Annotated in this window: 22 protein-coding genes, 1 tRNA gene and 2 pseudogenes; 14 read left to right on the top strand and 11 right to left on the bottom strand. The window is 65.9% G+C overall.

The features are described from left to right. Positions 1-5: 5 nt before the first annotated feature. Both N4S67_RS08290 and N4S67_RS08285 read left to right on the top strand, forming a co-directional pair. A complete protein-coding gene (locus tag N4S67_RS08290; protein WP_260992470.1) occupies positions 6-1,067 on the top strand; it encodes a PhnD/SsuA/transferrin family substrate-binding protein in 1,062 nt (353 codons plus the stop codon). 24 nt (positions 1,068-1,091) lie between these two features. After that, positions 1,092-2,009 (top strand): TauD/TfdA dioxygenase family protein, encoded by a 918-nt coding sequence (locus N4S67_RS08285; RefSeq protein WP_260992469.1) that lies wholly within the window; start codon positions 1,092-1,094, stop codon positions 2,007-2,009. A 63-nt stretch (positions 2,010-2,072) separates the two neighbouring features. Here N4S67_RS08285 and N4S67_RS08280 read toward each other — a convergent pair whose 3' ends face one another. Further along, a complete protein-coding gene (locus N4S67_RS08280; RefSeq protein WP_260992468.1) occupies positions 2,073-2,498 on the bottom strand; it encodes a GAF domain-containing protein in 426 nt (141 codons plus the stop codon). Positions 2,499-2,519: 21 nt separating this feature from the next. On the opposite strand from N4S67_RS08280, the gene N4S67_RS08275 reads away from it, so the two are divergent. Then, the gene (locus N4S67_RS08275) at positions 2,520-2,789 is read left to right on the top strand and encodes a hypothetical protein (RefSeq protein WP_260992467.1); all 270 of its coding nucleotides are present in this window, start codon (positions 2,520-2,522) and stop codon (positions 2,787-2,789) included. On the opposite strand, the gene menJ is transcribed toward N4S67_RS08275, so the two are convergent. After that, the gene (gene menJ / locus N4S67_RS08270) at positions 2,786-4,006 is read right to left on the bottom strand and encodes a menaquinone reductase (RefSeq protein ID WP_260992466.1); all 1,221 of its coding nucleotides are present in this window, start codon (positions 4,004-4,006) and stop codon (positions 2,786-2,788) included. The two genes, N4S67_RS08275 and menJ, sit on opposite strands and share 4 nt — an antisense overlap. A 21-nt stretch (positions 4,007-4,027) precedes the next feature. Between menJ and grcC1 the strand changes: the two genes are divergently transcribed. From grcC1 to N4S67_RS08255, 3 genes are all read left to right on the top strand, one after another. After that, positions 4,028-5,035: a nonaprenyl/(2E,6E)-farnesyl/geranylgeranyl diphosphat synthase gene (gene grcC1 / locus N4S67_RS08265; RefSeq protein ID WP_260992465.1), complete on the top strand. Its 1,008-nt coding sequence runs from the start codon at positions 4,028-4,030 to the stop codon at positions 5,033-5,035. Between the two features lie 63 nt (positions 5,036-5,098). Further along, positions 5,099-5,977, top strand: a complete 879-nt coding sequence (htpX, locus tag N4S67_RS08260; protein ID WP_260992464.1) for a zinc metalloprotease HtpX — start codon at positions 5,099-5,101, stop codon at positions 5,975-5,977. A gap of 56 nt (positions 5,978-6,033) precedes the next feature. Beyond that, on the top strand, positions 6,034-6,582 hold the full coding sequence (locus N4S67_RS08255; protein ID WP_260992463.1) for a hypothetical protein: 549 nt from the start codon (positions 6,034-6,036) through the stop codon (positions 6,580-6,582). 74 nt (positions 6,583-6,656) lie between these two features. Here N4S67_RS08255 and N4S67_RS08250 read toward each other — a convergent pair whose 3' ends face one another. After that, a complete protein-coding gene (locus tag N4S67_RS08250) occupies positions 6,657-7,682 on the bottom strand; it encodes an NAD(P)H-dependent glycerol-3-phosphate dehydrogenase (protein ID WP_260992462.1) in 1,026 nt (341 codons plus the stop codon). A 30-nt stretch (positions 7,683-7,712) separates the two neighbouring features. After that, a complete protein-coding gene (locus N4S67_RS08245) occupies positions 7,713-8,204 on the bottom strand; it encodes a YajQ family cyclic di-GMP-binding protein (protein WP_260992461.1) in 492 nt (163 codons plus the stop codon). A gap of 100 nt (positions 8,205-8,304) precedes the next feature. Between N4S67_RS08245 and N4S67_RS08240 the strand changes: the two genes are divergently transcribed. The 5 genes and pseudogenes from N4S67_RS08240 to N4S67_RS08225 all read left to right on the top strand — a co-directional run bounded on the left by N4S67_RS08240 (position 8,305) and on the right by N4S67_RS08225 (position 14,975). Then, positions 8,305-8,387: transfer RNA gene (locus N4S67_RS08240), tRNA-Tyr, on the top strand. Positions 8,388-8,769: 382 nt separating this feature from the next. After that, positions 8,770-8,921: pseudogene (locus N4S67_RS28110) on the top strand (DUF1622 domain-containing protein); the annotation flags it as partial. A gap of 331 nt (positions 8,922-9,252) precedes the next feature. Then, positions 9,253-11,664, top strand: a pseudogene (locus N4S67_RS08235) (arylsulfatase). 166 nt (positions 11,665-11,830) lie between these two features. Then, on the top strand, positions 11,831-13,474 hold the full coding sequence (locus N4S67_RS08230; protein WP_260992460.1) for an alkaline phosphatase D family protein: 1,644 nt from the start codon (positions 11,831-11,833) through the stop codon (positions 13,472-13,474). An 88-nt stretch (positions 13,475-13,562) separates the two neighbouring features. Beyond that, positions 13,563-14,975, top strand: a complete 1,413-nt coding sequence (locus N4S67_RS08225; protein WP_260992459.1) for a S1C family serine protease — start codon at positions 13,563-13,565, stop codon at positions 14,973-14,975. A gap of 6 nt (positions 14,976-14,981) precedes the next feature. On the opposite strand, the gene N4S67_RS08220 is transcribed toward N4S67_RS08225, so the two are convergent. Then, positions 14,982-15,464 (bottom strand): hypothetical protein, encoded by a 483-nt coding sequence (locus N4S67_RS08220; RefSeq protein WP_260992458.1) that lies wholly within the window; start codon positions 15,462-15,464, stop codon positions 14,982-14,984. Between the two features lie 40 nt (positions 15,465-15,504). After that, positions 15,505-16,779 (bottom strand): glycoside hydrolase family 5 protein, encoded by a 1,275-nt coding sequence (locus N4S67_RS08215; protein ID WP_260992457.1) that lies wholly within the window; start codon positions 16,777-16,779, stop codon positions 15,505-15,507. A gap of 278 nt (positions 16,780-17,057) precedes the next feature. Here N4S67_RS08215 and N4S67_RS08210 point away from each other — a divergent pair, with 278 nt between their 5' ends. Then, entirely contained in the window at positions 17,058-18,308 is a 1,251-nt protein-coding gene (locus tag N4S67_RS08210; RefSeq protein ID WP_260992456.1) for a KasA/KasB family beta-ketoacyl-ACP synthase, read from the top strand. 8 nt (positions 18,309-18,316) lie between these two features. Here the strand turns inward: N4S67_RS08210 and N4S67_RS08205 are convergent, their stop codons facing one another. Together N4S67_RS08205 and N4S67_RS08200 are read right to left on the bottom strand one after the other, a co-directional pair. Then, complete coding sequence (locus tag N4S67_RS08205; RefSeq protein ID WP_313959932.1) at positions 18,317-19,168, bottom strand: cyclopropane mycolic acid synthase family methyltransferase; 852 nt, start codon at positions 19,166-19,168, stop codon at positions 18,317-18,319. Positions 19,169-19,267: 99 nt separating this feature from the next. Beyond that, entirely contained in the window at positions 19,268-20,200 is a 933-nt protein-coding gene (locus N4S67_RS08200) for a cyclopropane mycolic acid synthase family methyltransferase (RefSeq protein ID WP_313959931.1), read from the bottom strand. 341 nt (positions 20,201-20,541) lie between these two features. Here N4S67_RS08200 and N4S67_RS08195 point away from each other — a divergent pair, with 341 nt between their 5' ends. Then, positions 20,542-22,092: an alkaline phosphatase D family protein gene (locus N4S67_RS08195; protein ID WP_260992454.1), complete on the top strand. Its 1,551-nt coding sequence runs from the start codon at positions 20,542-20,544 to the stop codon at positions 22,090-22,092. Positions 22,093-22,099: 7 nt separating this feature from the next. Here N4S67_RS08195 and N4S67_RS28105 read toward each other — a convergent pair whose 3' ends face one another. Beyond that, a complete protein-coding gene (locus N4S67_RS28105) occupies positions 22,100-22,393 on the bottom strand; it encodes a hypothetical protein (protein WP_449288832.1) in 294 nt (97 codons plus the stop codon). A gap of 392 nt (positions 22,394-22,785) precedes the next feature. Next, the gene (locus N4S67_RS08185) at positions 22,786-23,190 is read right to left on the bottom strand and encodes a lipoprotein LpqH (RefSeq protein WP_260992452.1); all 405 of its coding nucleotides are present in this window, start codon (positions 23,188-23,190) and stop codon (positions 22,786-22,788) included. Between the two features lie 86 nt (positions 23,191-23,276). On the opposite strand from N4S67_RS08185, the gene N4S67_RS08180 reads away from it, so the two are divergent. Beyond that, positions 23,277-24,632, top strand: coding sequence for a cytochrome P450 (locus N4S67_RS08180; protein WP_260992451.1), 1,356 nt, complete (start codon positions 23,277-23,279; stop codon positions 24,630-24,632). On the opposite strand, the gene N4S67_RS08175 is transcribed toward N4S67_RS08180, so the two are convergent. Beyond that, positions 24,592-25,899, bottom strand: coding sequence for an EAL domain-containing protein (locus tag N4S67_RS08175; protein WP_260992450.1), 1,308 nt, complete (start codon positions 25,897-25,899; stop codon positions 24,592-24,594). The genes N4S67_RS08180 and N4S67_RS08175 overlap by 41 nt on opposite strands. Positions 25,900-25,980 lie beyond the last annotated feature (81 nt).

Here is a 25,980-nt window from a genome sequence, read left to right as displayed (position 1 = left end):
CATCCATGCTGAAGAAACGGTGGAAACTGCCGGCCGCACTGGCGATCACCCTGCTGACCGCCGCTTGCGGTCTTGGCGACGACGACGCGGACCAAGCCATCGACTCAGTGCGCATCGCCAATACCGTCGACGTCCCCGCCGCGACGAAACTCGTCGTTGCGGAACAGAACTCCACCCAGTCGTTGCCGTGGAATCTGGCCGACGCAGGCAAGGACGCGCCGTACGCCGTGGAGTTCGCCGACTTCAACGGCGGCGCCGCGGTCATCGAAGCGTTGCGTTCGGGCGCAGCGGACGTCGGGTCTATCGGCGAGGCGCCGGTGCCGATAGCCGTCGACAGCGAAGTCACCGATCTGGCGACCATTGGGCTGCAGGCGAACCCAGGCACCAGCGGTGGCTACTACCTCGTCGGTCGTCCGGACAGCGGGATCACGTCCATCGAGCAGTTGCGTGGCAAGCGTGTGGCGTACCCGCCGGGCTCCGGTCGGCACATGATCACCGCGGCATTGCTCAAACGGCACGGGCTCGACCTCGCCACAGATGTGCAGCCGGTCGAACTGGCTGGGACGGAGGTGGTTCCGACGTTCGCGGCGGGAGCCGTCGACGCGGCGATCGTGCTCGGCAACCAGTACTACCAGTTGGGCGAACCGCCGATTCTCGGTGACGGCAAGGGAATCAACACCGGCATCCAGACTCTGATCGTGCGCAGGGACGTCCTCGACGATCCAGCCAAAGCGGCGGCGATCGGCGACTACGTGGGCCGGGCGGTCGCCGCGAACAACTGGAAGGACAGCCACGCCGACGAGTGGATCAACGCCTACTACGTCGAGCAGCAAGGCATCACCCACGACCAGGGCAAGAAGTTGTACGAGGAGGACGGCCTCACCACGTATTACCCGATCGATGCCGAGTCCACCGCGCTGTTTCAACAGGTCGCCGACGGACTGTTCGACTCCGGGGTCACAAAGACGCACGTCGACCTGAAGCCCTACGTCGACGGTCGCTACAACGCGATCGTCACCGCACAGAACGAAATCGACGGCGTGACACCCAGGCCGATCGAATCCTGAGACGGCGAACAGAGAGGAATCGAAATGACATTGGCAGCTACGGCGATCAGCGTTCAACCGCAGTCGGGGTGGACCGGGGCGGAGATCAGCGGGGTGGATCTGACCGCACCACTGAACGAGGAGCAGGTCGCCGAGATCCGCGCGGCCATGCTGAGGTGGAAGGTCGTGTTCTTCCGCGATCAGTTCATCGGCCACGACGACCATCTGCGCTTCGCGCGTGCCTTCGGTGCGCCGACACCTGCGCATCCGCTCTTCGACGCGATACCCGACCCGAACTACTCGACGATCTATCCGATCTTCCGGGACCGGTTCAAGGCGCGCTTTCGTGGCTCGGGCTTCGACAAGCCGAACTGGCACGCCGATGTGACCGCCGCGGTCAATCCGCCCGCGGCGTCGATCCTGCGTGCCGAAGTCATTCCGCCGTACGGCGGAGACACCCAGTGGGCCAACACCGTTGCCGCCTACGAGGGCTTGTCGGCGCCGTTGCGCCGACTCGCCGACGGGCTGCGCGCGGTGCACCGGTTCTCGCCGCCGGACGGGGCGACGGCCACCGACGACTATCGGCGCCGGATACAGGACCGTCCGCTGCTCACCGAGCATCCGGTCGTGCGCGTGCACCCGGAGACCGGCGAGAAGGCGCTCTATGTAAACCCCGGCTTCACGACCCACATCGTCGGCATCTCGCCTCACGAGAGTCGGCGCCTGCTGGGGCTGTTCTACGACGAACTCGCCCGGCCCGAATACACCGTGCGCTTCAAGTGGGAAGCGGGCAGCATCGCATTCTGGGACAACCGCGCGACCGTGCACCTGGCGCCGTCGGACTTGACACTCGACCACGACCGTCGCCTGTACCGCGTCACACTCGTGGGCGATGTTCCCGTCGGACCCGACGGCAGAGCTTCGATTGCGCTCGACGGCGAACCATTCGAGGCGGCTAGTTGACGGTCTGAGGGCCGTAGCCGGTCGACATCCGCATATGCGTTGCGGCTTAGTCCATTAGGTCAGCTAGGCGAAGCGGTCCCAGATCCGTTCCGTCTCGTCGGCGACGGTGTCGCTGTGGGTCTGCTGAAAGTTGAGTCCACCCCGGCCGAATGTCGCGACGACGGCGGCGGGAACCTGGGCTTCGGACAACGGCTCAGCCAACCATCGGCAGGCTCGGACGTGCACCAGATCGACACTCGCACCGTCGGCGTCGTAGAAGTAGGGACCGGCAATGCGGCCCAGCCAGTACAGGTTGTCCGAGTCGCGAGTCCACACGAACGCGCGTTCGTCGATGTCGGCGAACCGCGCGATACGCCGCTCGAGGCGATCGCCGGCCGCATTCGCCTCCCCGAACCCGACGAGGCCGCACGCCAGTGCGCGGTCGATCGCCTGTTGCGCATCGAAATCGGCGCTGCGCGACCGCATCGGCGCACGGTAGACACTGCTCATCCGCGTTATTCTGCAACCGCCATGGAAACGTTCAAGCGATACCTGTTCTTTCAGGCGTGCACGCTCGTGTTCGGCATCGTCGGGCCGATCTTCCTGATTCTCTTCTTCACGACGCAGCCCGATCCGTCCATGAAGTGGGCGTACTGGTGGGGCCTTTTCATCACCGCCGCCGACGTGCTGATCGCACTGAGGCTCGCCGGTTCAGCCGGAAAGGACAAGGTGCCGGGCGACGTGCGAATCGCGGCAGCCATGGCCAAGCGCGCGCAAGCCAGGAGCAAGGACCCGGACTAGCTGAACGGCGGCCTGGCGTCCAGACGCCGCGACGCGAGGCCGGCGCTGCGCCACACCCGGGCCACCCAGTCGGCGTCCTCGTCGGTGACGAAATTGCCCATCACCCGCACGGCGACCGTCATCAAGAATTCCGATCGCATGGCGATCGGCCCGGTCGACGGCAGAAACCGTGGGACCGTCAGCAGCAACGCCAGGCGTCGCGCCACGGAGAACCCCCGCGCATAGTGCGTGGTGAGCACCGACGGCCACGCTGAGGTGAGGTCTGCGCTGTCCAGCAGTTCGGCGGCCAGCCGTCCGGTCTCCAGCCCGTAGTCGATGCCCTCGCCGTTCAACGGGTTGACGCACCCGGCCGCGTCGCCGATGAGCATCCAGTTCCGACCGGCCACCCCCGACACCGCGCCGCCCATCGGCAGCAGCGCCGACAGGCCGGCGCGTGGCTCGCCGTCGAAGCCCCACTCGTCGCGGCGCAGGCCCGTGTAGTACGACATCAGCGGCCGCAGCGCAGCGTCGGCAGGTCGCTTGGCGGTCGCCAGTGCCCCCACTCCGATATTCACCTCGCCATTGCCCAGTGGGAAGATCCAGCCGTAGCCGGGAAGCACGTCTCCGGAGGGTGAACGCAACTCCAGGTGCGACGTGATCCACGGCTCGTTGGCCCTGGGCGTGGCGATGTACCCGCGGATCGCCACGCCGTAGACGGTCTCCTGATGCCACTGCCGACCCAGGGCGCGGCCAAGTGTCGACCGTGCGCCGTCTGCGACGATCAGCTGCTCGCAGCCGATCTCGGCACCGGAGTCCAACTGCAGGGATGTGACCCGGCCGGTCGGATCATGCTGCACGCCAGTGGCTTTCACACCGAGCATCATCTTCGCGCCCTCGTCGGCAGCGACCATGCGGATTCGGTCGTCGAGTTCGGTTCGAGGCACCGCGCTCGACGTCGGCGGAAATGAGGGGCCGGGCCACTCGATCTCGACGTCGGCGCCGAACCCGGCCATGCGTAGCCCTCGGTGCTTGATGCGGCCCGACAGCCACGGGCCGAGACCGAGCCGCTCCATCTCGTGGACCGCGCGGGGAGTCAGCCCGTCGCCGCAGGCTTTGTCGCGGGGGAACTGGGCGGAGTCGATCACCAGCACGTCGCGTCCGGCGCGGCATGCCCAGGCAGCCGCGGCGGAACCGGCCGGTCCGGCCCCGACGACCACCACGTCGGCTCGCGTGTCCATGGTTCCCAGTATGTTGGCAGGGTGAGGACGCCAGCGAGTGTGGTGGCAGGAGTCGACTTCGGAGACCCCGCCTTCGCACAGGATGTCCGCGACGGCGTCGCCCGCATCGAAGATCTGATGGCCACCGAGCTGGGTAAAGCCGACGAGCTGATGTCCGAGGCGGTGCAGCACCTGTTCCAGGCCGGCGGAAAACGATTCCGTCCGCTGTTCACGGTGCTCTCAGCCCAACTCGGACCCGAGCCCAACGCCTGGCAGGTATCGGTCGCCGGGGCCGTGATCGAGCTGGTGCACCTGGCCACGCTGTACCACGACGACGTGATGGACGAGGCGCAGGTGCGGCGCGGGGCGCCCAGCGCCAACGCCCGGTGGAGCAACAACATCGCGATCCTGGCCGGCGACTACCTGTTCGCCACGGCCTCGCGCCTCGTCAGCAGACTCGGGCCGGAGGCGGTGCGCATCATCGCCGACACGTTTGCCCAACTGGTCACGGGCCAGATGCGCGAAACCCGCGGCGCCGCCGAGCACGTCGACTCCGTCGAGCACTACCTAAAGGTCGTCTACGAAAAGACCGCCTGCCTGATAGCGGCCTCGGGCCGGTTCGGCGCGACGTTCTCCGGCGCCGACGAGGAGCAGATCGAACGGTTGAGCCGACTCGGCGGCATCGTCGGTACGGCATTCCAGATCTCCGACGACATCATCGACATCGACAGCGACCCGGACGAGTCGGGCAAGGTGCCGGGTACCGATCTGCGCGAAGGCGTCCACACTCTGCCGGTGCTGTACGCGCTGCGCGAGACGGGGCCGGACGCGGACCGGCTGCGGCAGCTGCTGGCTGGTCCGGTGGCGGGCGACGACGACGTGGCCGAGGCACTGCGGCTGTTGCGAGAATCACAGGGCATGGCACGGGCCAAGGAAACCGTCGCGGATTTTGCCCGCCAAGCCCGCGATGAGCTGGCCAATCTGCCTGAAGGGCCCGGTCGCCAGGCGATGATCACCCTCGTGGACTACACGGTGAACCGGCACGGCTGACACGGAACCCGCCGCGGCAGCCCGGGCGTTGAATCAGCGAATAGTTCCGAGGAGGAATAGCTGATGACTTGGCATCCGCATGCCAACAGGGCGAAAACGTTCCTGTTGCTGGTGGTGTTCTCCGGGCTGATCGTCGGCCTCGGGGCGATGTTCGGGCGCAACATCATGTTCCTCGCCGTGCTCTTCGCCGTCGGCATGAACGTCTACGTGTACTTCAACAGCGACAAGCTGGCGCTGCGGGCGATGCACGCCCAGCCGGTCAACGAGATGCAGGCGCCGGTGATGTACCGCATCGTGCGCGAACTGGCGACCACGGCACGCCAGCCGATGCCGCGGCTGTACATCAGTGACACGGCAGCGCCGAACGCGTTCGCGACCGGTCGCAACCCGCGCAACGCGGCGGTGTGCTGTACCACCGGAATCCTGCACATCCTCAGCGAGCGCGAACTGCGGGCGGTGCTGGGGCACGAGCTGAGCCACGTGTACAACCGCGACATCCTGATCTCGTGTGTGGCGGGGGCGATGGCATCGATCATCACGGCGCTGGCCAACCTAGCGTTCTTCGCGAGCATGTTCGGCGGCAACCGTGACGGCGGCGCGAATCCGTTTGCGATTCTTCTGGTTTCGCTGCTGGGGCCGATCGCGGCGACGGTCATTCGATTGGCGGTGTCGAGGTCACGTGAGTACCAGGCCGACCAATCGGGCGCCGAGCTGACCGGTGACCCGCTGGCACTGGCCAGCGCGCTGCGCAAGATCAGTTCGGGCGTGCAGCAGGCACCGCTGCCACCCGATCCGCAGCTGGCGGACCAGGCTCACTTGATGATCGCCAACCCGTTCCGGTCCGGCGAGAAGATCGGCAAGCTGTTCTCGACGCACCCGCCGATCGAGGAGCGGATCGCCCGGCTCGAGGCGATGGCAGGCCGCGGCCCAGGCCACTACTGACGTCCTAGTGCAAATGGGGGAGTAGCGCTGCGCGCCTCATCTGCACCATTTAGGGTGTGTGCGTGCTGAACAGAGTGCTGATCGGCGTCGTCGGGTCTGCGGGGGCGGCCCTGATCGGTGTGCCGGGCCTTGCCATGGCCCAGCCGCCAGAACCACCGCCGCCACCCCCTCCGCCCAATGTCAACGCGTTCGCACCGGTGAAGCTGTCCGAATACGCGGTGATGGACAACCAGTGGTACGCGTTCAAGACCCCCGACGGGCTGACGTGCGTGCTGCAGCGCAACGGCGGCTACGGCTGCAGCGGGCCGCTACCCGGGGCGCCGAACGCGGCGAACCTCGTCAGCGGCGGCCCAGGCCAGCCGACATTCGCCAACTCGGCAGGCGATGTGTTCGCCGGGGTGGCCGGTGACGCCAAGCCGCTGCCGTCGGGGTCGCGCATCAGCTACCAGACGGTGAGTTGCGGCAACGACGGCACGGCCACCACGTGCACCGACAGCCGCAATCAGTCGGGCTTCGTGCTGACGCCGGCAGGCAGCTACATCATCAACGAAGGCGTCGACCCGCTACTCGTGCGACCCGAGGGCACCAACCCCTTCATCAACTGAACGGCGCACAGCCGTCGCCAGTGCATGCGAACGATTGCCCACCTATCACCGACTCTGTCGTTGACAACGCGGGCTCAAAACCCCGCGCCGTGCACCTCATGGCCGGGCTTCTCGGCGGCCAGCCCGCGGTAGGCCTCCTCGACCGATGAGCCGTGGTTGACCACGCCGTCGACCTCGCGCGCGATCGGCATGTTGAGCCCGTACTCGTTCGCGAACTCCATGACCACGCTGGCCGCCTTGACGCCCTCGGCGACCTGGTTCATCGCCGAGATGATCTCCTCGATCGACTTGCCCGCACCCAACTGCTCACCGACGTGGCGATTGCGGCTGCGCTGCGACGTGCACGTGACGATGAGATCGCCCATGCCCGCCAACCCGGCGAACGTGTCGCGGTGCCCGCCCATAGACTCGCCGAGCTTGGACATTTCGCGCAACGCGCGCGCGATCACCATCGCGCGCGTATTTTCGCCGATGCCAAGCGAATAGCCCATTCCGACCGCGATTGCGTACACGTTCTTCAACGCGCCCGCCATCTCGACACCGACGACGTCGTCTGTGGTGTAGGTCCGAAAGCGCTTCGTGCGGAACAACTCTGCAAGCCTCGCGGCCAGGTGCTGATCGGGCATCGCCAACACCGCGGCGGCCGCATATCCGTCGGCCACTTCCCGCGCGATGTTCGGCCCGGCCAGGATGCCCGCGGGATGGCCTGGCAACACCTCGTCGACGATCTGGCTCATCCGGTAATTGGTGCCCTGTTCCAGTCCTTTCACCAGCGAGACCACCGGCACCCACGGCCGCAGCTCCTTGGCGAGCTCCTCGAGTACGGCCCGGAAGCCATGCGACGGCACGCCCATCACGATGACGTCCGCGCAGTTGGCCGCCTCCGAGAAGTCCGTCGTCGCACGCAGGGTGTCGGCCAACTCGACCTCATCGCCCAGATACTTCGAATTGCGGTGGTTCTCGTTGATGTCCTTGGCAGTCTCCTCGGAACGCACCCACTGCAGCGTCGGCCCACGCCTGGCGCAGATGGAGGCCACGGTGGTGCCCCAGGATCCGCCGCCGAGGACGACGACATTGGGTTCGCGTTGCGCAGGTGCCATGCCGATCAGACTAGGGCTGGCTGCTGCGATTCACCTGTAGTTGACGAACTGCAGCGCCACGTCGAGGTCCGCGCCCTTGAGCAGGGCGATGACGGCCTGGAGGTCGTCACGCTTCTTCGACGAAACCCGGATCTCGTCGCCCTGGATTTGCGCCTTGACGCCCTTGGGTCCCTCGTCGCGGATGAGCTTCGTGATCTTCTTGGCGTGCTCGCTGTCGATGCCTTGCTTGAGGGTGCCGGTCAGCCTGAAGGTCTTCCCGCTCGGCTGCGGATCGCCGGCGTCGAAGGCCTTCATCGAGATGTCGCGACGGACGAGCTTCTCCTTGAAGACGTCGACGGCGGCCTTGAGCCGTTCCTCGGTCGAGCTGACGAGCTCGATGACCTCCTCGCCCTTCCAGGCGATGGTGGTGTCGGTGCCGCGGAAGTCGAAGCGCGTCGACAGTTCCTTCGCGGCCTGATTGAGCGCGTTGTCGACCTCCTGGCGGTCGACCTTGCTGACGACGTCGAACGATGAATCCGCCATGGACCGCGTCCTCCTCTAGCTCGGGTGCGTTTTCGTTCTTGGCCCATCCTCGTTGTACCCTGCTAGTCGCACCAAATCCGCGAGGTTGGTGCAGCACCCAGGCAGGTTGCCCGAGCGGCCAATGGGAGCGGACTGTAAATCCGTCGGCTTACGCCTACGCAGGTTCGAATCCTGCACCTGCCACCCTGGTCAACGGCTTCTTGAGCCGTCTGACCCTGCGCGCAATTCCAGCTAGACCACCCTCGTGACGCTAGTGCGCTGGATGTTCAGGTAGGCCATTCGACGATTGACCTGTTCGGGGATGAGGATCCCTCCCGGCCGGCGTATAGGCGACTCTCGCGGTCGCAGCGGTGGCGTAATCGCCCGAACGTCTGTGATCGTAGTTGCCGCGATCGTTGACGCGCCGCCCGTCACACCGCCGGCATGAGAGGGCGAAGGCCGCGCCGCCCGCGGCGCTGGTCCATTCGGTGAACGCCGCCGATACCCCGTCCGGGATGCATTGCAGGACAGATAACTTGACGGATGCACTTAGCAGCAATCTTCGACAGAGGGCTACGCAGACATTTTGGGCGGAGCGATTCGTCTTGGCTGGAGTTGTTGGTGGCCGCGAACATCGTCAAGACCGTCACTTCGACACCGTCGCTGACCACCGGCCCCCAGTTATTGGCGCGGGCCGCACGCGAATCCCGTCGAGCCGATTGGGAAAAGGACACGTAAACCACCATCGACGGGGCGGCCAATTGCCTCCGGAGACGGACCGGAGGATTTAGTCTCAGGTATCGGGCCAACCAAGATGTTGTTCGTGACATGTCGCCGATTCGATGATCATGTCTCGGGCGGAGAGGGCATGCGTTCCGTTCGTCGATGTGCGCCAGGAATCCTCGTTTCCCCGCTGGGATCGTCGATTGAGGTCCGAACCTTGATGCAAGCCAATGGCATTCATCGTTGCCGGTAGTACTCCGGTCGAGCGCCGACCTGCGGGCCACTCACGACCGTCGGTGTCGCGGTAGCGCCGTCGCAGCCCCGAACTATGCACGAGAGGACGACCATGCCCACTTCGTCAGCGCAGGGTGACGGCCAGGCTCACGCCAGTAGGCCGGACCAGTCCGGCGTCCGGCGCGACATCCTTCCCATTCCCGACGTCGCATATCGGCCTGACGACGTACGACGCGAAGGATCCCGACACCAGTTATCCGCCGATCAAGGACGTGCGTCCGCCTGCGACGGCGCCCAATGTGCTCGTCGTCCTCATCGACGACGTCGGTTTCGGGGCCAGTAGCGCCTTCGGTGGACCGTGCGACACCCCCAACTTCGACAAGCTCGCCGCCGAGGGGTTGAAGTACACGCGGTTGCACACGACTGCGCTCTGCTCGCCGACTCGGCAGGCCCTGCTCACCGGGCGCAACCACCACTCAGTGGGCATGGGCAACATCACCGAAACCGCCACCGCCGCACCCGGATACACCTCTGTGTTGCCGAACACCAAAGCGCCGCTGGCTGTGACGCTCAAGCTGAACGGCTTTTCGACGGCGCAGTTCGGAAAGTGTCACGAGGTGCCTGTCTGGCAGACCAGCCCCGCGGGTCCGTTCACCGCATGGCCGTCCGGTGGCGGCGGATTCGAGTACTTCTACGGGTTCATCGGTGGGGAGAACAACCAGTGGGACCCGGCCCTGTACGAGGGCACCACGCCTATCGAGCCGCCGAAGACCCCGGCCGAGGGCTATCACCTGACAGAGGATCTGGCCGACAAGGCGATCAGCTGGGTACGACAGCAGAAGGCGCTGCTGCCTGACAAACCATTCTTCATGTACTTCGCGCCGGGCGCGACCCACGCGCCGCATCACGTGCCGAAAGAGTGGATCGACAAGTACAAAGGCAAGTTCGCGCACGGCTGGGACAAGCAGCGCGAGATCACCTTCGAGCGGCAGAAGGAACTCGGTGTCATCGCAGCTGACGCCGTGCTCACCCCACGCCACGCGGAAATCCCGGCCTGGACGACATGGATCCTGCCCTCAAGCCGGCACTGGAACGCGAGATGGAGGTGTACGCAGCATTTCTGGAGCACACCGACCATCACGTCGGTCGGTTGATCGATGCGCTCGGACCGGTACTGGAAGACACACTCGTTTACGTCATCATCGGCGACAACGGCGCTTCGGCGGAGGGCACGCTGCAGGGCGCGTTCAACGAAATGGCCAACTTCAACGGCATGGCCGACCTCGAGACGCCCGAATTCCTGGCGTCCAAGCTCGATAATTTCGGCGGTGAGAACTCCTACGGCCATTACGCGGTGGGTTGGGCCTGGGCGATGGACACGCCCTATCAGTGGACCAAGCAGGTGGCGTCGCACTGGGGCGGCACCCGCAACGGCACGATCGTGCACTGGCCCAGGGGGATCGATGACAAGGGCGGGATACGGAATCAGTTCACCCATGTCATCGACCTGGCTCCCACCGTCTTGGAGGCAGCCGGGATTCCGCAGCCGACGATCGTGAACGGGGTGATGCAGAGTCCGTACGAGGGCACCAGCCTGCTGTACAGCTTCAACGACGCCGACGCCGCCGAGCGGCACGAAACCCAGTACTTCGAGATGTTCTGCAACCGCGGGATCTACCACAAGGGGTGGAGTGCGGTCACCAAGCACCGCACTCCCTGGCAGATGAGTGGACAGGCCATGCCGGCGTTCGACGACGACGTCTGGGAACTCTACGACGGCAACAGCGACTGGACGCAAGCCAAAGACCTTTCCAAGGAGAACCCGGACAAACTGCATGAGCTGCAGCGGCTTTGGCTGATCGAGGCGGTCAAGTACAACGTGTTGCCGCTCGACGACCGTCAGATCGAACGGATCAATCCCACCTCGGCCGGCCGGCCATCACTGATCAAAGGCAACAGCCAGTTGCTGTTCCCCGGTATGGGGCGGTTGTCGGAGAACAGTGTCGTCGATATCAAGAACAAGTCCTTCGCCGTCACCTCCGAGGTGGAGGTGGGCGACGAAGGCGCCCAGGGTGTCATCATCGCCCAGGGCGGCCGTTTCGGCGGGTGGAGCCTCTATGCCAAGAATGGGCAAGCCAAATTCCACTACAACGTGCTGGGCATCAAGTCCTTCGAGGTGGAAGCCACCCAGCCGATGCCGTCCGGCGCCACCCAGGTTCGCATGGAGTTCGCCTACGACGGCGGTGGCATGGGCAAGGGCGGAGACGTCACCCTCTACTACGACGGCAATGAAGTCGGCAAGGGTCGAGTCGACCAAACTCAGGGGTTCATCTTCTCCGCCGACGAGACCACCGACATCGGCTACGAATCCGGCACCACCGTCAGCCCGGATTACACCGCCCACACCAGCAAGTTCACCGGCAAGATCGAGTGGGTACGAATCGATCTGGGTGACGATGCCAAGGATGCCGACCATTACATCGAGCCAGACGAACGTTTCCGGATCGCGATGGCGCGCCAGTAGTCACCGGCCGACCTCGCCGTCAACCCATGCCGGACGGCGTAACGGGTGAGACGGCGGGCGTTCGCTCGTCTCCGTTCGAGTATCACAAGCGCCGAGACGTTGGCGACGGTGCGCCCGTCCTGGGGGGCGGACGGTAGATGTGCCGTCGCGTCCGTAGGGTGGTTCAGTGGCACTCTTGCTCGGCCCCGCCCTACGACACGTTTCCGACACCACCGCGCTGGTGTGGGTGCAGACCGAGAACGCGGCAACCGTCGAGGTCCTCGGCTGCTCAGCGCGGACGTTTGCCGTACAGGGCCATCACTACGCCCTCGTCACGGTGACGGGCCTGACCCCGGACACCGTCACCGAATACGACGTCAAGGTCGACGGTGAACTGGTCTGGCCGTTCGCGGACTCGCCCTATCCGCCGAGCATCATCCGGACGCGCGGCCCCGCGTCGACTCACCGGCTGCAGGCGATCTTCGGATCGTGCCGATACCCCAAGACCGACGACCACAAGGTCGATTCCAAACTCGGACTCGACGCGCTGGACGTATACGCCACCCGAATGGCCACACAGCCCATCGACGAGTGGCCCGAGGCGCTCATCCTGCTCGGAGATCAGTTGTACGCCGATGAGCTCACCCCGGACTCAAGAAAACGCATGGCCGGTCGCCGCACCCGCCTGAACCGGCAAGGCCAACGCCCGCCGGACGAGGTCGTGAGCTTCACCGAATACGAACGGCTCTACCGACACTCGTGGGGGGACCCGGAGATCAGGTGGCTCATGTCGACGGTCCCCACCGCGATGATCTTCGACGATCATGACATCAGGGACGATTGGAACACGTCCGCGGCCTGGCGCGCCGACGTCAAGAAGAAGCCCTGGTGGCGAGATCGGATCCGAGCCGGACTGGCGTCCTACTGGGTGTATCAGCATCTGGGCAACATGAGCCCGGCCGAATTGGCCGACGACGAGGACTATCGGCGACTGTTGGCAACCGACGGCGACACCTGGCCGCAGCTGGTCGATCTGGCCGACCGGGCCGACAGCGAGGTGGACTGCAACAAGGGTGTCCGGTTCAGCTATCGATGGGATCTCGGTCGCAGCCGGCTCATCATGATCGACTCACGGAACGGCCGGATCCTCGAGTCGGGCGAACGCATGATGATGGGGGAGCACGAGTTCGGTTGGCTTGAGGCCCAGGCGGCCGAAGGAGTCGACGAGCTGGACCATCTGATGCTGGCCTCGTCGGTGCCGTGGCTGATGCCGCCTGCAATCGGTGATCTGGAGTCGGTCAATGAGCGCAACGCCAATCGACCCGGACGGCGCGGACGACTCGCCGAGAAGGTTCGTCAAACAGCAGATTTCGAGCACTGGCCCGCCTTTTGCAATTCATTCCTGCGACTCGCCGAGATGATCGCCGGCATCGCGGGCCATCCCAACGGGCCGGCAACGGTCAGCGTGCTGTCCGGCGACGTGCACCACAGCTATGCCGCGCGCGCCGAGTGGGTGGGTGATGCCCAGCCCGGTGGCGCGGCCGTGCATCAGTTGGTGTGCTCGCCGGTGCACAACTATGTGCCGCTGTTCATCAAGCCGGTGTTCACCCTGGGTTGGACACGGCCCGCTGCCACCTTGTTCCGGTGGTGGGCCCGTCGCCGCGGCATCCCGCCGCTTCCGCTGCGCTGGTCGAACACCTGCGGTCCGTTGTTCGGCAACACCATCGCCACCATCCAGGTAGACGGCCGTAGCGCCGAGGTGCGGTTCGAGCAGCCCCGAAGCCCGGATGCGTTGGAGGAAGTCGGTCGGGTCGTGCTCAGCCGGCCCTGAGGCGTGCACTGAGCCGGGGCGTCATTGGTGTCGAGGTCCGTCCGACGGCCGTCGGTAGTCTGGTGCGCAAGCTACAGAGAGTTGTCCAGTGCGCAGAAAGAACCGGTCCGGCGGCGACACCTCGCCACCCACCATCGACGAGGTGCAACAGCGCGCCTTCGGCCGGCCCGACGGCGTCAGCGGTGCCTTCGCCGCACCCGACCGACGGGTCGATCGAGGCGAGTACACGCCCACCGATCAGGCCCCCGACGCGGTGCTCGCTGACGTCTTCGGCCAGCCCGAGACCCGCAGCATGGTCGTCGAGGACCCCGTCGACTTCCCGCCCGAGCCTGCGCCCGCGCCGGTTCCGACCGCTCCTGCACCGCCCGCCGTGCCGGTCAAGAAGCTCGGCGTACGCGACGTGCTTTTCGGCGGCCGGCTGACCTACACCGCGCTGGTCGTTCTCGCTGTCCTTGCTTTGCTCTTCGGACTCGTCGGCGGCTGGGTGGGGCGCAAGACCTCCGAGGTCATCGAAGCTTTCACCATCCCCAAGGTTCCGCTGTCCAGCACCGACAGCGGCGAGCTGCCCGAAGGCAGGCTCACGAAAGTCGCTGCGGCAGTCGCAGATTCGGTAGTAACGATCGAGACCATGAGCAGCGAGGCCGGATCACAGGGTTCCGGCGTCGTCGTCGACAGCCGCGGATACGTCGTCACCAACAACCACGTGATCGCCGACGCCGCCGGCCAAAAGGACAAGTTCACGATCTCGGTGATCTTCAACGACGGTAAGCAGGTTCCCGCCGCTCTGGTCGGCCGCGACCCCGCGACCGACCTGGCCGTTCTCAAGGTGACCAACGTCGACAACTTGACCGTCGGTCGGCTCGGGGATTCCGACAAGCTGCGCGTCGGCGACGAGGTGATCGCCGCCGGGGCGCCGCTGGGCCTGCGCAGCACCGACACGGCGGGCATCATCAGCGCGCTGAACCGGGCGGTGCGCATTCCCGGTGATGGGTCCGACGATGTCGTCATCGCCGCGGTGCAGACCGACGCTTCGATCAACCACGGCAACTCCGGCGGGCCGCTGGTCAACATGAACTCCGAAGTCATCGGCATCAACACCGCAAGCAAGTCCCTGAGCGAGAGCGCCAGCGGCCTCGGCTTCGCGATACCGGTCAACGAAGTTCGGAGCGTGGTCGAGACGCTGATCCGCGACGGCAAGATCTCGCACCCCACTCTCGGGATCGAAATCGGATCCGACGGCAGCCCTGAAGGCGACGACTCGCTGCAGTCGGGCGTGAAAGTGCTCAGCGTGGTCCCCGGCGACCCCGCCGAAAATGCGGGACTGCAGAAGGACGACCTCGTCGTCAAACTCGGCGACCGACCGGTTCACGATGTCGACGAGTTCGCTGTGGCGGTACGCCAGCTTCAGATCGGGCAGGCTGCGCCGATCGAGGTGGTCCGGGGCGACAAGACCGTGACGCTCTCCGTCACTCCGAAAGCGGGCAAGGCGACGTCTGACTAGGGACGGCTAAGCGGGCGTAAACCGCACCGCCGCGTACCGCTCGCGCCGCGCCGCTTCCTCGAATTCCTCGACGGTGGGAATGCGGTCGTCGCGGAACTTCAGCCCCATCATCGTCTGCGCGCGTTTGACGCCCCAGGACTGTGCGCAGCGGTGGGACACGTCGGCGACGGCACCGGGGTCGGTGATGAGTTCGCCGCGCATCGACGCGGTCTTCCCGTCGTGCACCACCTCCGCGTCGGCGCCGCCGCGGAAGTTGTTCTTCCACGCCGCGCTCGTCAACGCGTACAGGACACCGTCAATCCGGTGTGCGCTCAGCGGGATCGAGTACCGCCGTCCGCTCTTGCGTCCGGTGACGTTGACGACCATCAAGTGCCGACGCAGCGATCCGGCGAGCCGGCTGCGCAGAAGCCGACCCACAAGAGGGTTCACGGCGCGCAGGAGCGCCGTATGGGGATGCGCCAGTGTGACTGCGAATGACTGATCTGCCATGCGCTCACGGTAGGAGACGCCCAGGCTCTTCGGCGGCGGATCAGTCGACGGGAAGGTCAGTACGCGACAGGTGTTTCGACAGCACGTCGTACTGCGAGTTGGCGGTGTCGACGACACGAGGCTGCACGTCGCCGTTCGCGTCGAGCAGCAGCTGACCCGAAGCGTCGCGCAGCTCGCCGTTGCCGCCGCTGTGCACGAACACCGCGTTGGCCTCCGGTAGGCCCGGCGGTGAACCGGGGAATTCGATGAACTGGAGCCCGCTGGCAGCGAAGTAGGTGACCGACAGATACGCCGCGTCTGCGATGGCAAACCACCTGTCGGCCAGGGAATTCCATTGTCGTGTTTCGTCGGCGGCCTCGGCGGCCGGAATGCCCGCCGCCACCATCTCCTGATGCGACGGCCACCCGACCTCACCGATATCGCCGCGCACCTGGTGGTGCGCCAGCCAGTCGACGAAATGCTCCAGGCGCTGCAGATTCCACTCGTCGAACGGTCGACCGCCGGTGGTGCCGTCGCTCTCGAATCGCTTCGCCCAGAACGAGTACCGCCATTGCGGCACGTCGTCGCCGGACACCGTGTAGCGGCCGGCCTGCTCGAAGTACTGGTGCGCGGAGTAGACGACGTTGTCGAGCGGATCGGTGATCCACGGTGTGGGATGCAACGTTCCGAAGGTGTCGACGTTCGACCAGCTGACGCCCTCGATCATCAGCCGGTGCCTGTCACCGGCACCGCGAAGCGCGTCGACCGCGGCTTGGGAGAACTCTTCCCAGATCTCGGCGTCGGCGCGGCCGTTCTCGTCGCCGACGAGGTCGTGCGGTTCGTTCATGATGTCGTAGGCGACGACGCCCGGGTCGTTGCGCAGTACGGGGGACAGCCGAGTCCAGACGTCGCTGAACTGTTCGGCGGAGATGCCAGTACCGCAGATCTTGGTGGCCCCGTCCGGACCGCGATGTCGGCAGCCGGCGTGCAGGTCGACGATGACGCCCAGGCCTGCCTGGTGGGCCCGCGCGATCTCCGTGCGCAGCCTGGCCACCTCGACCGGTGCGAGTTCGCCGCCGAGTTGGGGCTGAATCCGTTCCCACGAGATCGGCAGCCGCACGGTCGCCATCCCGTGGCGCGCCAGAAACTCGTACGACGCCGGCGACTCGTTGCCTGCCTGGTCCTCATAGCCCTCGAACCAGAGAAACGTCATGGTGTTGACGCCGCGCAGATACGGACCTTTGACCGGCTCGGGCGGCGGCTCAGCGACGCAGCCGGCCACGGCGAGCACCATGAGTGTCGCGATGCTCAGCAGGCGGCACAATGTCATTGCCATAGTTGTTAGCGCAATCACCGATCGTTCGAAGATGTCGGCGATCTGACGCCGTTCACGCACCAAACTACCTGTGATCACGGCATGCGGCCAGGTAGGCGGGGAGGGCACGAAACAGCTACTGGCGCCGGCGTTGCTGTCTGCGACATCAGGTGTGTACGGCACGCCGTGCTCGGCGGGTGCAGAAGGGCGCAGATCGCATCTCCCGTTTCGCGAGTGAAGTTCTAAAATGTGAACTGGTCGTTCGCAACGTCATCGGACAAGATCAGGGGCTTACCAAGATGGCAGCGTTGAGAACCGGCGAGGGACTGCCCGACGTCGTCGTCACCGCCGTCGCGTCGACCACCGCGTTGGCCGCCGACGCCGAGGCCACCTGGCAGCTGCTGCAGCAGGGTCGAAGCGGCATTCGCGCGCTGGACAAGTGGTTCATCGGTGAACTCGAGTCGCCTGTCCGAATCGGCGGCCAGCTCGTCGAGAACTTCGACACCTACCTCAACCGCGTCGAACTGCGCCGGCTGGCATACATGCAGAAGATGTCCACGGTCCTGGGCCGCCGTCTCTGGGAGGCAAGCGGCGCACCGGAGGTCGACACCCGCCGGCTCGCAGTCTCGATCGGACTCGCTCTCGGCTCGACGGAGGAGATCCCGGCGCAATACGACGACTGGCGGCAGAAGGGCCTGCGCGCGGTGTCACCGCTGGCGGTCCAGATGTACATGCCCAACGCCCCGGCCGCCGCGGTAGGACTGGACCGCCAGGCGAAAGCCGGTATCATTTCGCCCCTCATGGCCGACGCCTCGGGGGCCGCAGCCATTGCGGAGGCGTGGCGGCACCTCATCCTCGGCGAAGCCGACATCGTCATCTGCGGTGGTGTCGAGACGCAGATCGAGGCGGTGCCCGTCGCGGCATTCCTGGAGCAGGGAAGCCTGTCCATCAGTGACGACGACCCGCAAGGCGCCCCCCGCCCGTTCGACGCCCACCGGGACGGCATGGTGCTCGGTGAGGGTGGCGCACTGATGCTCGTCGAGACCGAGGAGCACGCCAAGGCGCGCGGTGCGCCGATCCTCGCGAGGCTGCTGGGCGCTGCAATGACGTCCGACGGCTACGACATCATCAAGCCCGATCCCAGCGGCGTGCAGGCCGGTGAGGCCATCACCCGCGCGATCCAGTTGGCCGGGCTGACGCCGACCGACGTCGACCACGTCAACGCGCATGCGACAGGCACCGACTTCGGCGACCTGGCCGAGGCGTGCGCCATCCGCAACGCCATGGGCAGCCACGCCCCCGCGGTCTACGCGCCGAAGGGCGCACTCGGCCACTCGCTGGGCGCCGCGGGCGCAGTCGAGGCCGTGCTGACGGTGCAGGCGTTGCGCGACGGTGTCGTCCCGCCGACTCTGAACCTCGAGAATCCGGACCCGGATATCGACCTCGACGTGGTGGCGGGCGGGCCGCGCCAGGGCGACTTTCGCTACGCGGTCACGAATTCCTTCGGCCTTGGCGGGCACAACGTGGTGCTGACGTTCGGGAAGTACTGACTACCGCATCACTTGGTGAGCGTGAACTGCCCGACGTAGCTGACGTTGCGTTGGAAGAAGTCCGAACAGCCGACGAGGTACCGCATGTAGCGGTCGTAGACCTCCTGCGACGTCACCTCGATCGCCTTGTCCTTGTTGGCTTCCAGCGCCTGGGCCCAGGTGTCCAGGGTGCGCACGTAGTGCGGTGTCATCGTCTCGAGCTTCTCGACGGTGAAGCCCGCATTCTCGCTGAATTCGACGACGTCCTCGTCGCACGGAACCGAGCCGCCGGGGAAGATCTCCTTGGAGATGAACCGCATGAACTTCAAGTCCGACATCACGATCGGGATGCCCATCTCCGGCCAACGCTTGAGCGGATGACCCATGATCGTCTGCAGGACCATCCGGCCGTCGTCGGGCATGATCCGGTAGCACATGTCGAAAAACGCCTTGTAGCGCGACTTCGGGAACGCTTCGAACGCCTCGATGCTGACGATCCGGTCGACGGGTTCGTCGAATTCCTCCCAGCCCTTCAGCAATACGCGCCGACTGCGGTCGGTCTCGATCTCGTCGAGAATCTGTTGGCCCAGGGCTTTCTGGTTGCGGCTCAGGGTCAGGCCGACAACGTTGACGTCATACGTGTCGACGGCGCGCTTCATCACCGACGCCCAGCCGCAGCCGACGTCTAAAAGCGTCATTCCGGGACGCAGGTCCAACTTCGAGAGCGCCAGGTCGATCTTGGCGATCTGCGCCTCTTCGAGGGACATGTCGTCGCGCTCGTAGAACGCGCAGCTGTAGGTGCGGGTCGGGTCCTGAAAAAGGCCGAAGAAATCGTTGGAGATGTCGTAATGAGCTTGGACATCTTCGTACGCCACCTTCATTGTCGTCCCCGAACTATCCGACATCTCCGGTTGGCCTCCTCTGGGAAATGCGACCGATGTTTTGACCGCCTAAGTTGTATCGCAGTCTTCGTAAGATGGCTAAGCGGGCGCCTTTTCACACGTGAACTGCGCGACGTCGGTGTAACCCTTGCGGAACAGGTCGGCGCACCCGGTGAGGTATTTGCGGAACCGTTCGTACACCTCTTCCGAAGTGATCTCGATGGCTTCGTCCTTCTTCGCCTCGAGATTGGCCGCCCACGTGTCGAGTGTCTTGACGTAGTGCGGCTGCAGGTGCTGCTCGCGCGTGATGGTGTAGCCGTTGCGGGTGGCTGCGTCGGTCACCTGAGCGGCCAACGGAAGACGCCCACCGGGGTAGATCTCGTCCATGATGAACTTGATGAAGCGCACGTTGGACATGGTCAGCGGCAGCTTCTTTGCTTTGATCTCCTCGTCGCTCGGAATGATGATCGTGTGGAGCAACATCACGCCGTCGTCGGGCATCCAGTTGAACGTCTTCTTGAAGTAGTCGTCGTACTTGTTGAAGCCGAAATGCTCGAATGCGCCGATCGACACGATGCGGTCGACCTGGCCCTCGAACTCCTCCCACGGCTGCAGGCGGACTTCCATTTTCCGTTTGCTGGTCGAATTCGCGAACCAGTGGTTCTCGATGTGCTGTTTCTGATTCTCCGACAGCGTGAGTCCGATCACGTTCACGTCGTACTTCTCGACGGCCCGCATGATCGTCGAACCCCAGCCGCAGCCGATGTCCAGAAGCGTCATCCCCGGCTGCAGACCCAACTTGCCGAGGGACAGGTCGACCTTGGCCATCTGCGCCTGCTCGAGTGTGTAGTCGTCCTTCTCGAAGTACGCGCAGCTATAGGTCTGTGTCGGGTCCTGCCACAACTTGAAGAAGTCGTTGGAGATGTCGTAGTGGAACTGGACTTCCTTCTTGTCCGACCCGCGCGTCTGCGACGCCGACTTCGACAACCACTTGGACTCGGCCTTCGGCGATGCACTGGGTGTATTCGTCACTGTCCGCCCTGATGAGACTTGAATCGGTTATTGACAAGCGTGCAAGTTTCTTCGCACGACTTGTCGAGCGTACCGCGTATCAAACGCGCACTGAACACTTCGCGGCGGCGTGGCTGATATAGCCCAATCCGGTTGACGCACATGAAAATCTTGGCAAATGAGTGAATGGCCTGAGAAGTCCGTTTTCAGTGCCATTCCGCAAACTTCCGACGGACCGGCGCCGGGAGGACACCGCCGCGATGAGTGCCCGTCACACGTTGTTCGCGCGACGGCATCACCGCGTGCGGACACCTGACGACTGCCCGTCACCGCCGCGAAAGGTTGCTTCCTGACACTCGGCCGTGTCTGTGGTTCCGAGCCGTCGCGCGGTTCTCAAAGGTGCGGTGGTGCTCGCGGCATTGCCGGTCGCCGGGTTCTCCACCGGCCCGCGCGACAGACTGCGTCTCGCCCGCGTTCCCGCTGACCCGTTCACTCTCGGAGTCGCATCAGGTGACCCATCCCCCGACGGCGCGGTCATCTGGACCCGACTGGCGCCAAACCCCCTGGCCGACGACGGGTTCGGCGGCATGCCGGCGCAACCGGTCGACGTCGATTGGGAGGTGGCCGCCGACGAGCGCTTCTCCCGCGTCGAGCAGCGCGGCACCATCACCGCGACGCCGGAATCGGCGCACAGTGTGCACGTCGAACTCGCCGGCCTGCGGCCCGCTGCCGACTACTTCTACCGGTTCCGCGCCGCCGGTTACCTCTCTACAGCGGGCCGCACCCGCACCGCACCCGATCCCGGGTCGCTGACGCCGATGACGATGTGCGTCGCGTCGTGCTCGAATTACGAGCAGGGCTGGTTCACCGCTTACCGCAGGCTCGCGGAGGAGCACCCGGATCTCGTTGTGCACCTTGGTGATTACCACTACGAGTATGCCGGTCGCGACGGCGGCGTCCGTCGTCATGTGGGGCCGGAGACCGCGACGCTGGCCAACTACCGGCAACGCTATGCCCAGTACAAGACCGACTCGGACCTTCAGGCGGCGCATGCCGCTGCGCCGTGGCTCGTGGTGTTCGACGACCACGAACTCGCCAACAATTGGGCCGGTGACGTGCCGGACACCCCGCAGCCCGCGTTCGGAGTGCGGCGGGCTGCCGCGTTGCGCGCGTACTACGAGAATATGCCGCTGCGCCGGTCGGCCATGCCCACCGGTGCCGGCATGCAGCTGTACCGGCGTGTGCCGTGGGGGGACCTCGCAACGTTTCATATGCTCGACACGCGCCAGTACCGCACCGACCAAGCGTGCGGCGACAGAACCCGCACCGACTGCGTCGAGCGGCGCGATCCGTCCGCGACAATGACGGGCGCCGAGCAGGAGCGGTGGCTGCTGAACGGTTTTCAGCAGTCGAGGGCGCGGTGGGACGTCCTCGGGCAGCAGGTCTTTTTCTCGCAGATGGACCTCACGCCGGGGCCGGCGCGTACGTACAACCCCGACGCGTGGGACGGGTACACCGCGAATCGGGACCGGATCGTGGCCGGCATCGTGAACTCGCCGGTGCGCAACGCCGTCATGCTCACCGGCGACATCCACTCACACTGGGCCGCCGAAGTCCATCAGCGTTTCGCCGACCCGGCGTCACCGGTGGTCGCCACCGAACTCGTCACCACCTCGATCAGTTCGGGCGGCGACGGGTCCGACGTTGCGGCCGACACCGCGGCCGTGCTGTCGGAGAACCCCCACATCCGGTATTTCAGCGGCCGCCGTGGCTATGTGCGCGCCCGAGTCACGGCGGGGGAGATTCGCGCGGACTTTCGGATCGTGCCGGTCGTCTCACGGCCGGGCGGCCAAGTGCACACCGGCGCGACGTTCGGGATACCCGACCGCGCGCCGGTGTTGCACTCGCTGTGATGGCCCGCTACGGAGCCGGGACGCCCGCGCAGCCGACACCCGGCAGACATCCGCTGGCGCCACCCGGTCCTGCGACGCCACCCGGTCCGCCTGGGATGGCGCCCGCAGCGCCCTGAGGTCCTGCGACGCCGCCCGGTCCGCCCGGGATCGCGCCGGCAGCGCCCTGAGGTCCTGCGACGCCGCCCGGTCCGCCCGGGATCGCGCCGGCAGCGCCCTGAGGTCCTGCGACGCCGCCCGGTCCGCCCGGGATCGCGCCGGCAGCGCCCTGAGGTCCTGCGACGCCGCCCGGTCCGCCCGGGATCGCGCCGGCAGCGCCCTGAGGTCCTGCGACGCCGCCCGGTCCACCCGGGATCGCGCCCGCCGCGCCGCCAGGTCCCGCGACACCACCGGGTGCCACAAATCCGGGCGGGGGCGGAGGCGGCGGCACCACATATCCGGGGGCCGGCGGAGGCGGCGGCGGAGGTGCCGCGCAACCGGTGCCGTACGGATCGACGCATCCGGGCGGGCCACCTGCAACTGCGAACGGGGCCAGCGCGATCGCGCTTGCGGCCGCACCGGCCAGAAGCGCGGGTGTGAGTTTCCAGTGTTTCTGCAGCATGGCGGGGATGTAACCCGTCGGCCCAAAGTTGAAACCAAAAGATTAATTGGATTGTTGCGGGGCTTCGTGCTGCACCGAGTGCCCAGGTAAGCGCCTCAGCAGGGAGCTTCGATGCGGAATTTCGCCGAACGTTTCTCGGTCGGCTTCGCGCGGTCGAAGCCCTCCGCCGTGCCGCTGATGGTGTAGATGCCTTGCGCGACCGTGACTTCCGCTGAGCCGACCCCGTCGCCCGCGGTGCCGTTGAACCCCTCCGGGCTGGAGAAGGTCACCCCGTCGACCGAGGGTGTCTCGCCGTCGAGTCGAAGGTAAGCACGCGACTCAGTGGGGCCGGCGATCGTGTCTATCCGCAGCCGCCACTCGTCCTGCCCGCACTTGGTGGAGTCCGCGGCGTGCGTGGTCCCGTCAACGACGACCTCCCCGGGTTGCGGTTCGACCTGGGGTTCGCCCGAGCATCCGACGACGAATATGCACGCGGCCGCCGCAACGACTGACTTCTTCATCAGCGTCCTCCTTCGAACGTCACGCTAACCCGTCGAATGAGTGATCGGGCCTTGAATGACGGAGGATCGCTCGTACACTATTAGGCATGAGTCCAACAACGGCGGCGACGCTGCCCCGGGGCCCGCGACTGCCCGCGGCGGTCCAATCGCTGCTCTTCATGCAGTACTGGCCGCGGCTCGTCTCCGCGTGCGGGCGCCGGTACGGCAAGGTGTTCACGCTGCGAGTCGCGCCGATGGGCACGCTGGTCTACTTATCCGATCCCGCCGATATCAAGAAGGTGTTCGCCGGCGATCCCCGTGTCTTTCATGCCGGTGAGGCGAACGCGATGTTGCGCGGATTGCTGGGCGAGTCATCGGTTCTGGTGATCGACGACGACGTGCATCGCGACCGCCGCCGGCTGATGCTGCCGCCGTTTCACCGTGACGCCGTCGCGCGCCAGGTCGAAGTGATGGCCGAGATCACCGCGGCCAATGTCGCCACGTGGCCCGTCGGTCGACCGTTCGCGCTTGCGCCGAAGATGTCCGAGATCACGCTCGAGGTGATCCTGCGGACGGTCATCGGCGCGAGCGACCCCGCCCGGTTGGCGGCGCTGCGCGCGGTCATCCCGCCCCTGCTCAACGTGACCCCGTGGACGTCGCTGGCCCTGTTGAATCCCGACCTGCTACGGCGTCGCCCGTGGCGAAAGCTGAAGCGGCGCATGGAAGATGCCAACCGCCTGCTGTATGCCGAGATTGGTGAGCGGCGTGCCGACCCGAACCTCGACGAACGCACCGACGCGCTGGCGATGCTGGTGCGCTCTGCCGACGAGGACGGGCGCGCGATGACGGATGTGGAATTGCGCGACCAGTTGATGACCCTGCTGGTTGCCGGCCACGACACGACGGCGACGGGCCTGTCGTGGGCGATCGAACGCCTCACCCGCCACCCGGCGATTCTGACCAAGGCGGTGCAGGCTGCCGAGGCAGGCAACGACGAGTACCTCGACGCGGTCGCCAAGGAGACGCTGCGCATCCGTCCGGTGGTGTTCGACGTCGGACGCATCCTCACAGAACCGGTGGAGGTGGCGGGCCACCGGTTGCCCGCCGGGGTGATGGTGGTGCCGGGAATCGGTCTGGTGCATCAGGATTCGGAGATCTACCCAAATCCTGAGCGGTTCGATCCGGACCGGATGGTCGGTGCGACCCTGAGCCCGACAACGTGGTTCCCGTTCGGCGGCGGTAATCGCCGGTGCCTCGGCGCCACCTTCGCGATGGTCGAGATGCGGGTGGTACTCGGTGAGATTCTGCGGCGGGTGGACTTCGCGACCACCACCGCCGCGGACGAGTCGCAGAAGGTCAAGCACGTCATACTCATCCCGAATCATGGTGCACGCGTCACGATTCGGGCTAAACGTCCGGTTGCTACGGAACCCGTTCCAACAGGCTTTTCGCCGCCTTCGTGACCATCGCCCGGTCGCTGGTGATGAGAAACTCGTACCGGCGGTCGCCATCGCACTTGTCGTGCGTGGGAAGTTCACGGGCGACCAGCGCTCGGCAGGTGTCCGCGCCGAGGGTGACGAGCACCCATTCGTCGCAGAGCGGGTCGCCCGCTTCGAGTTCGACGCTGCGGATGCCCACGCCGATGTCGACGGGCATGCCGCGGCCGAACACCGCGACCAGCGGCGACGTCATCGCCAGATCGTTGTAGACCTGACGCGACGTGACGGTGAAGTCCTCGGGTCGCTGCACCGCCGCGAGCACCATCGGATGGTCAACGGCGTGGCGCGCCTGGTCCTCGATGTGTCGGGCGAGCGCCGCGACGATCTCCCTGCGTGCCACCCGAAGTGCCTTGCGGTCGTGATCGGCGGGCGGCGCAGCCTGCGATCCATTCGTGTGCAGCAGCCGCGGCGGCTCCGCGGTGTATTGGTGCCGGTTCAGCGGCGCGGCGTGGCCGAACCGGAAACCCTGTGCGAGGCTGGCGCCGAACGCCATCGACTGCTCGAGATGGTCGTCGTTCTCCACACCCTCGGCGATGATCAGCGCGCCCGTGCGCTCCTGATAGGCGAGCACCCCCGTGAGCGTGTACGCGCGGTCTCGTTGTGGGCTGCTCTGGATCATCGTCATGTCGAGCTTGACGATGTCGGGGGCCACGACGTCGAGCACGGCGAGCGACTCGGGATGTGCGCCGACGTCGTCGACGGCGATGGCGATGCCGTCGTCGCGGATCGCGGACACCTTGTCCAGCAGGGCCCGCGGGTGGGCGATCAGTTGACGCTCGGTGAGCTCGAAAACCACCTGGAACCGTTCGCACGCCTGGCTCAGCGCCGAGTGCGGGCTGCGGCGCACGTGCGCGACGGACGGCTCGGTATTGAGCAGCAGCATGCTGCCCCGGGGCATTTCGGCGTCCAGTGCCGCTTGGGCTGCGGCTTCGATGCACTGCCGGTCGAGGTCGTCGGCACGCCTGGACTGGTTGGCAAAGGTGAACACGTTCTGCGGCGTCACCGACGCGAACACCGGCCACCGCGCCAGCGCCTCGAAGCCCACGACACCCTCATCGGGCAGTGACACCACGGGTTGGAACATGGGCATCAGACCGACACCGGTCGACGCGGCGTCCACTCCGGCGTCGGGACGGAAGCCGAGCTGATTGATCAACCCTTCGTGTGGCGAAGGCCTTGGCCCCGGCGGGGGTAGGTCCGTTGCCGGGGGCACGAGGTGCGGCCGGGTCATCGGTGCATCGCTCCTGTTCGGTGCCTCGCGAGAAGGCATGGCGGCACCGCCGTAGCGCAGTGGAGTTTTGCCACGGTTCCC

It is taken from the genome of Mycobacterium deserti, from assembly GCF_025345615.1.
In the GTDB taxonomy this organism is placed as follows: Bacteria; Actinomycetota; Actinomycetes; order Mycobacteriales; family Mycobacteriaceae; genus Mycobacterium; species Mycobacterium deserti.
Note: the sequence above shows the minus strand (reverse complement) of the source record. Positions and strands in the feature narration are given on the sequence as shown.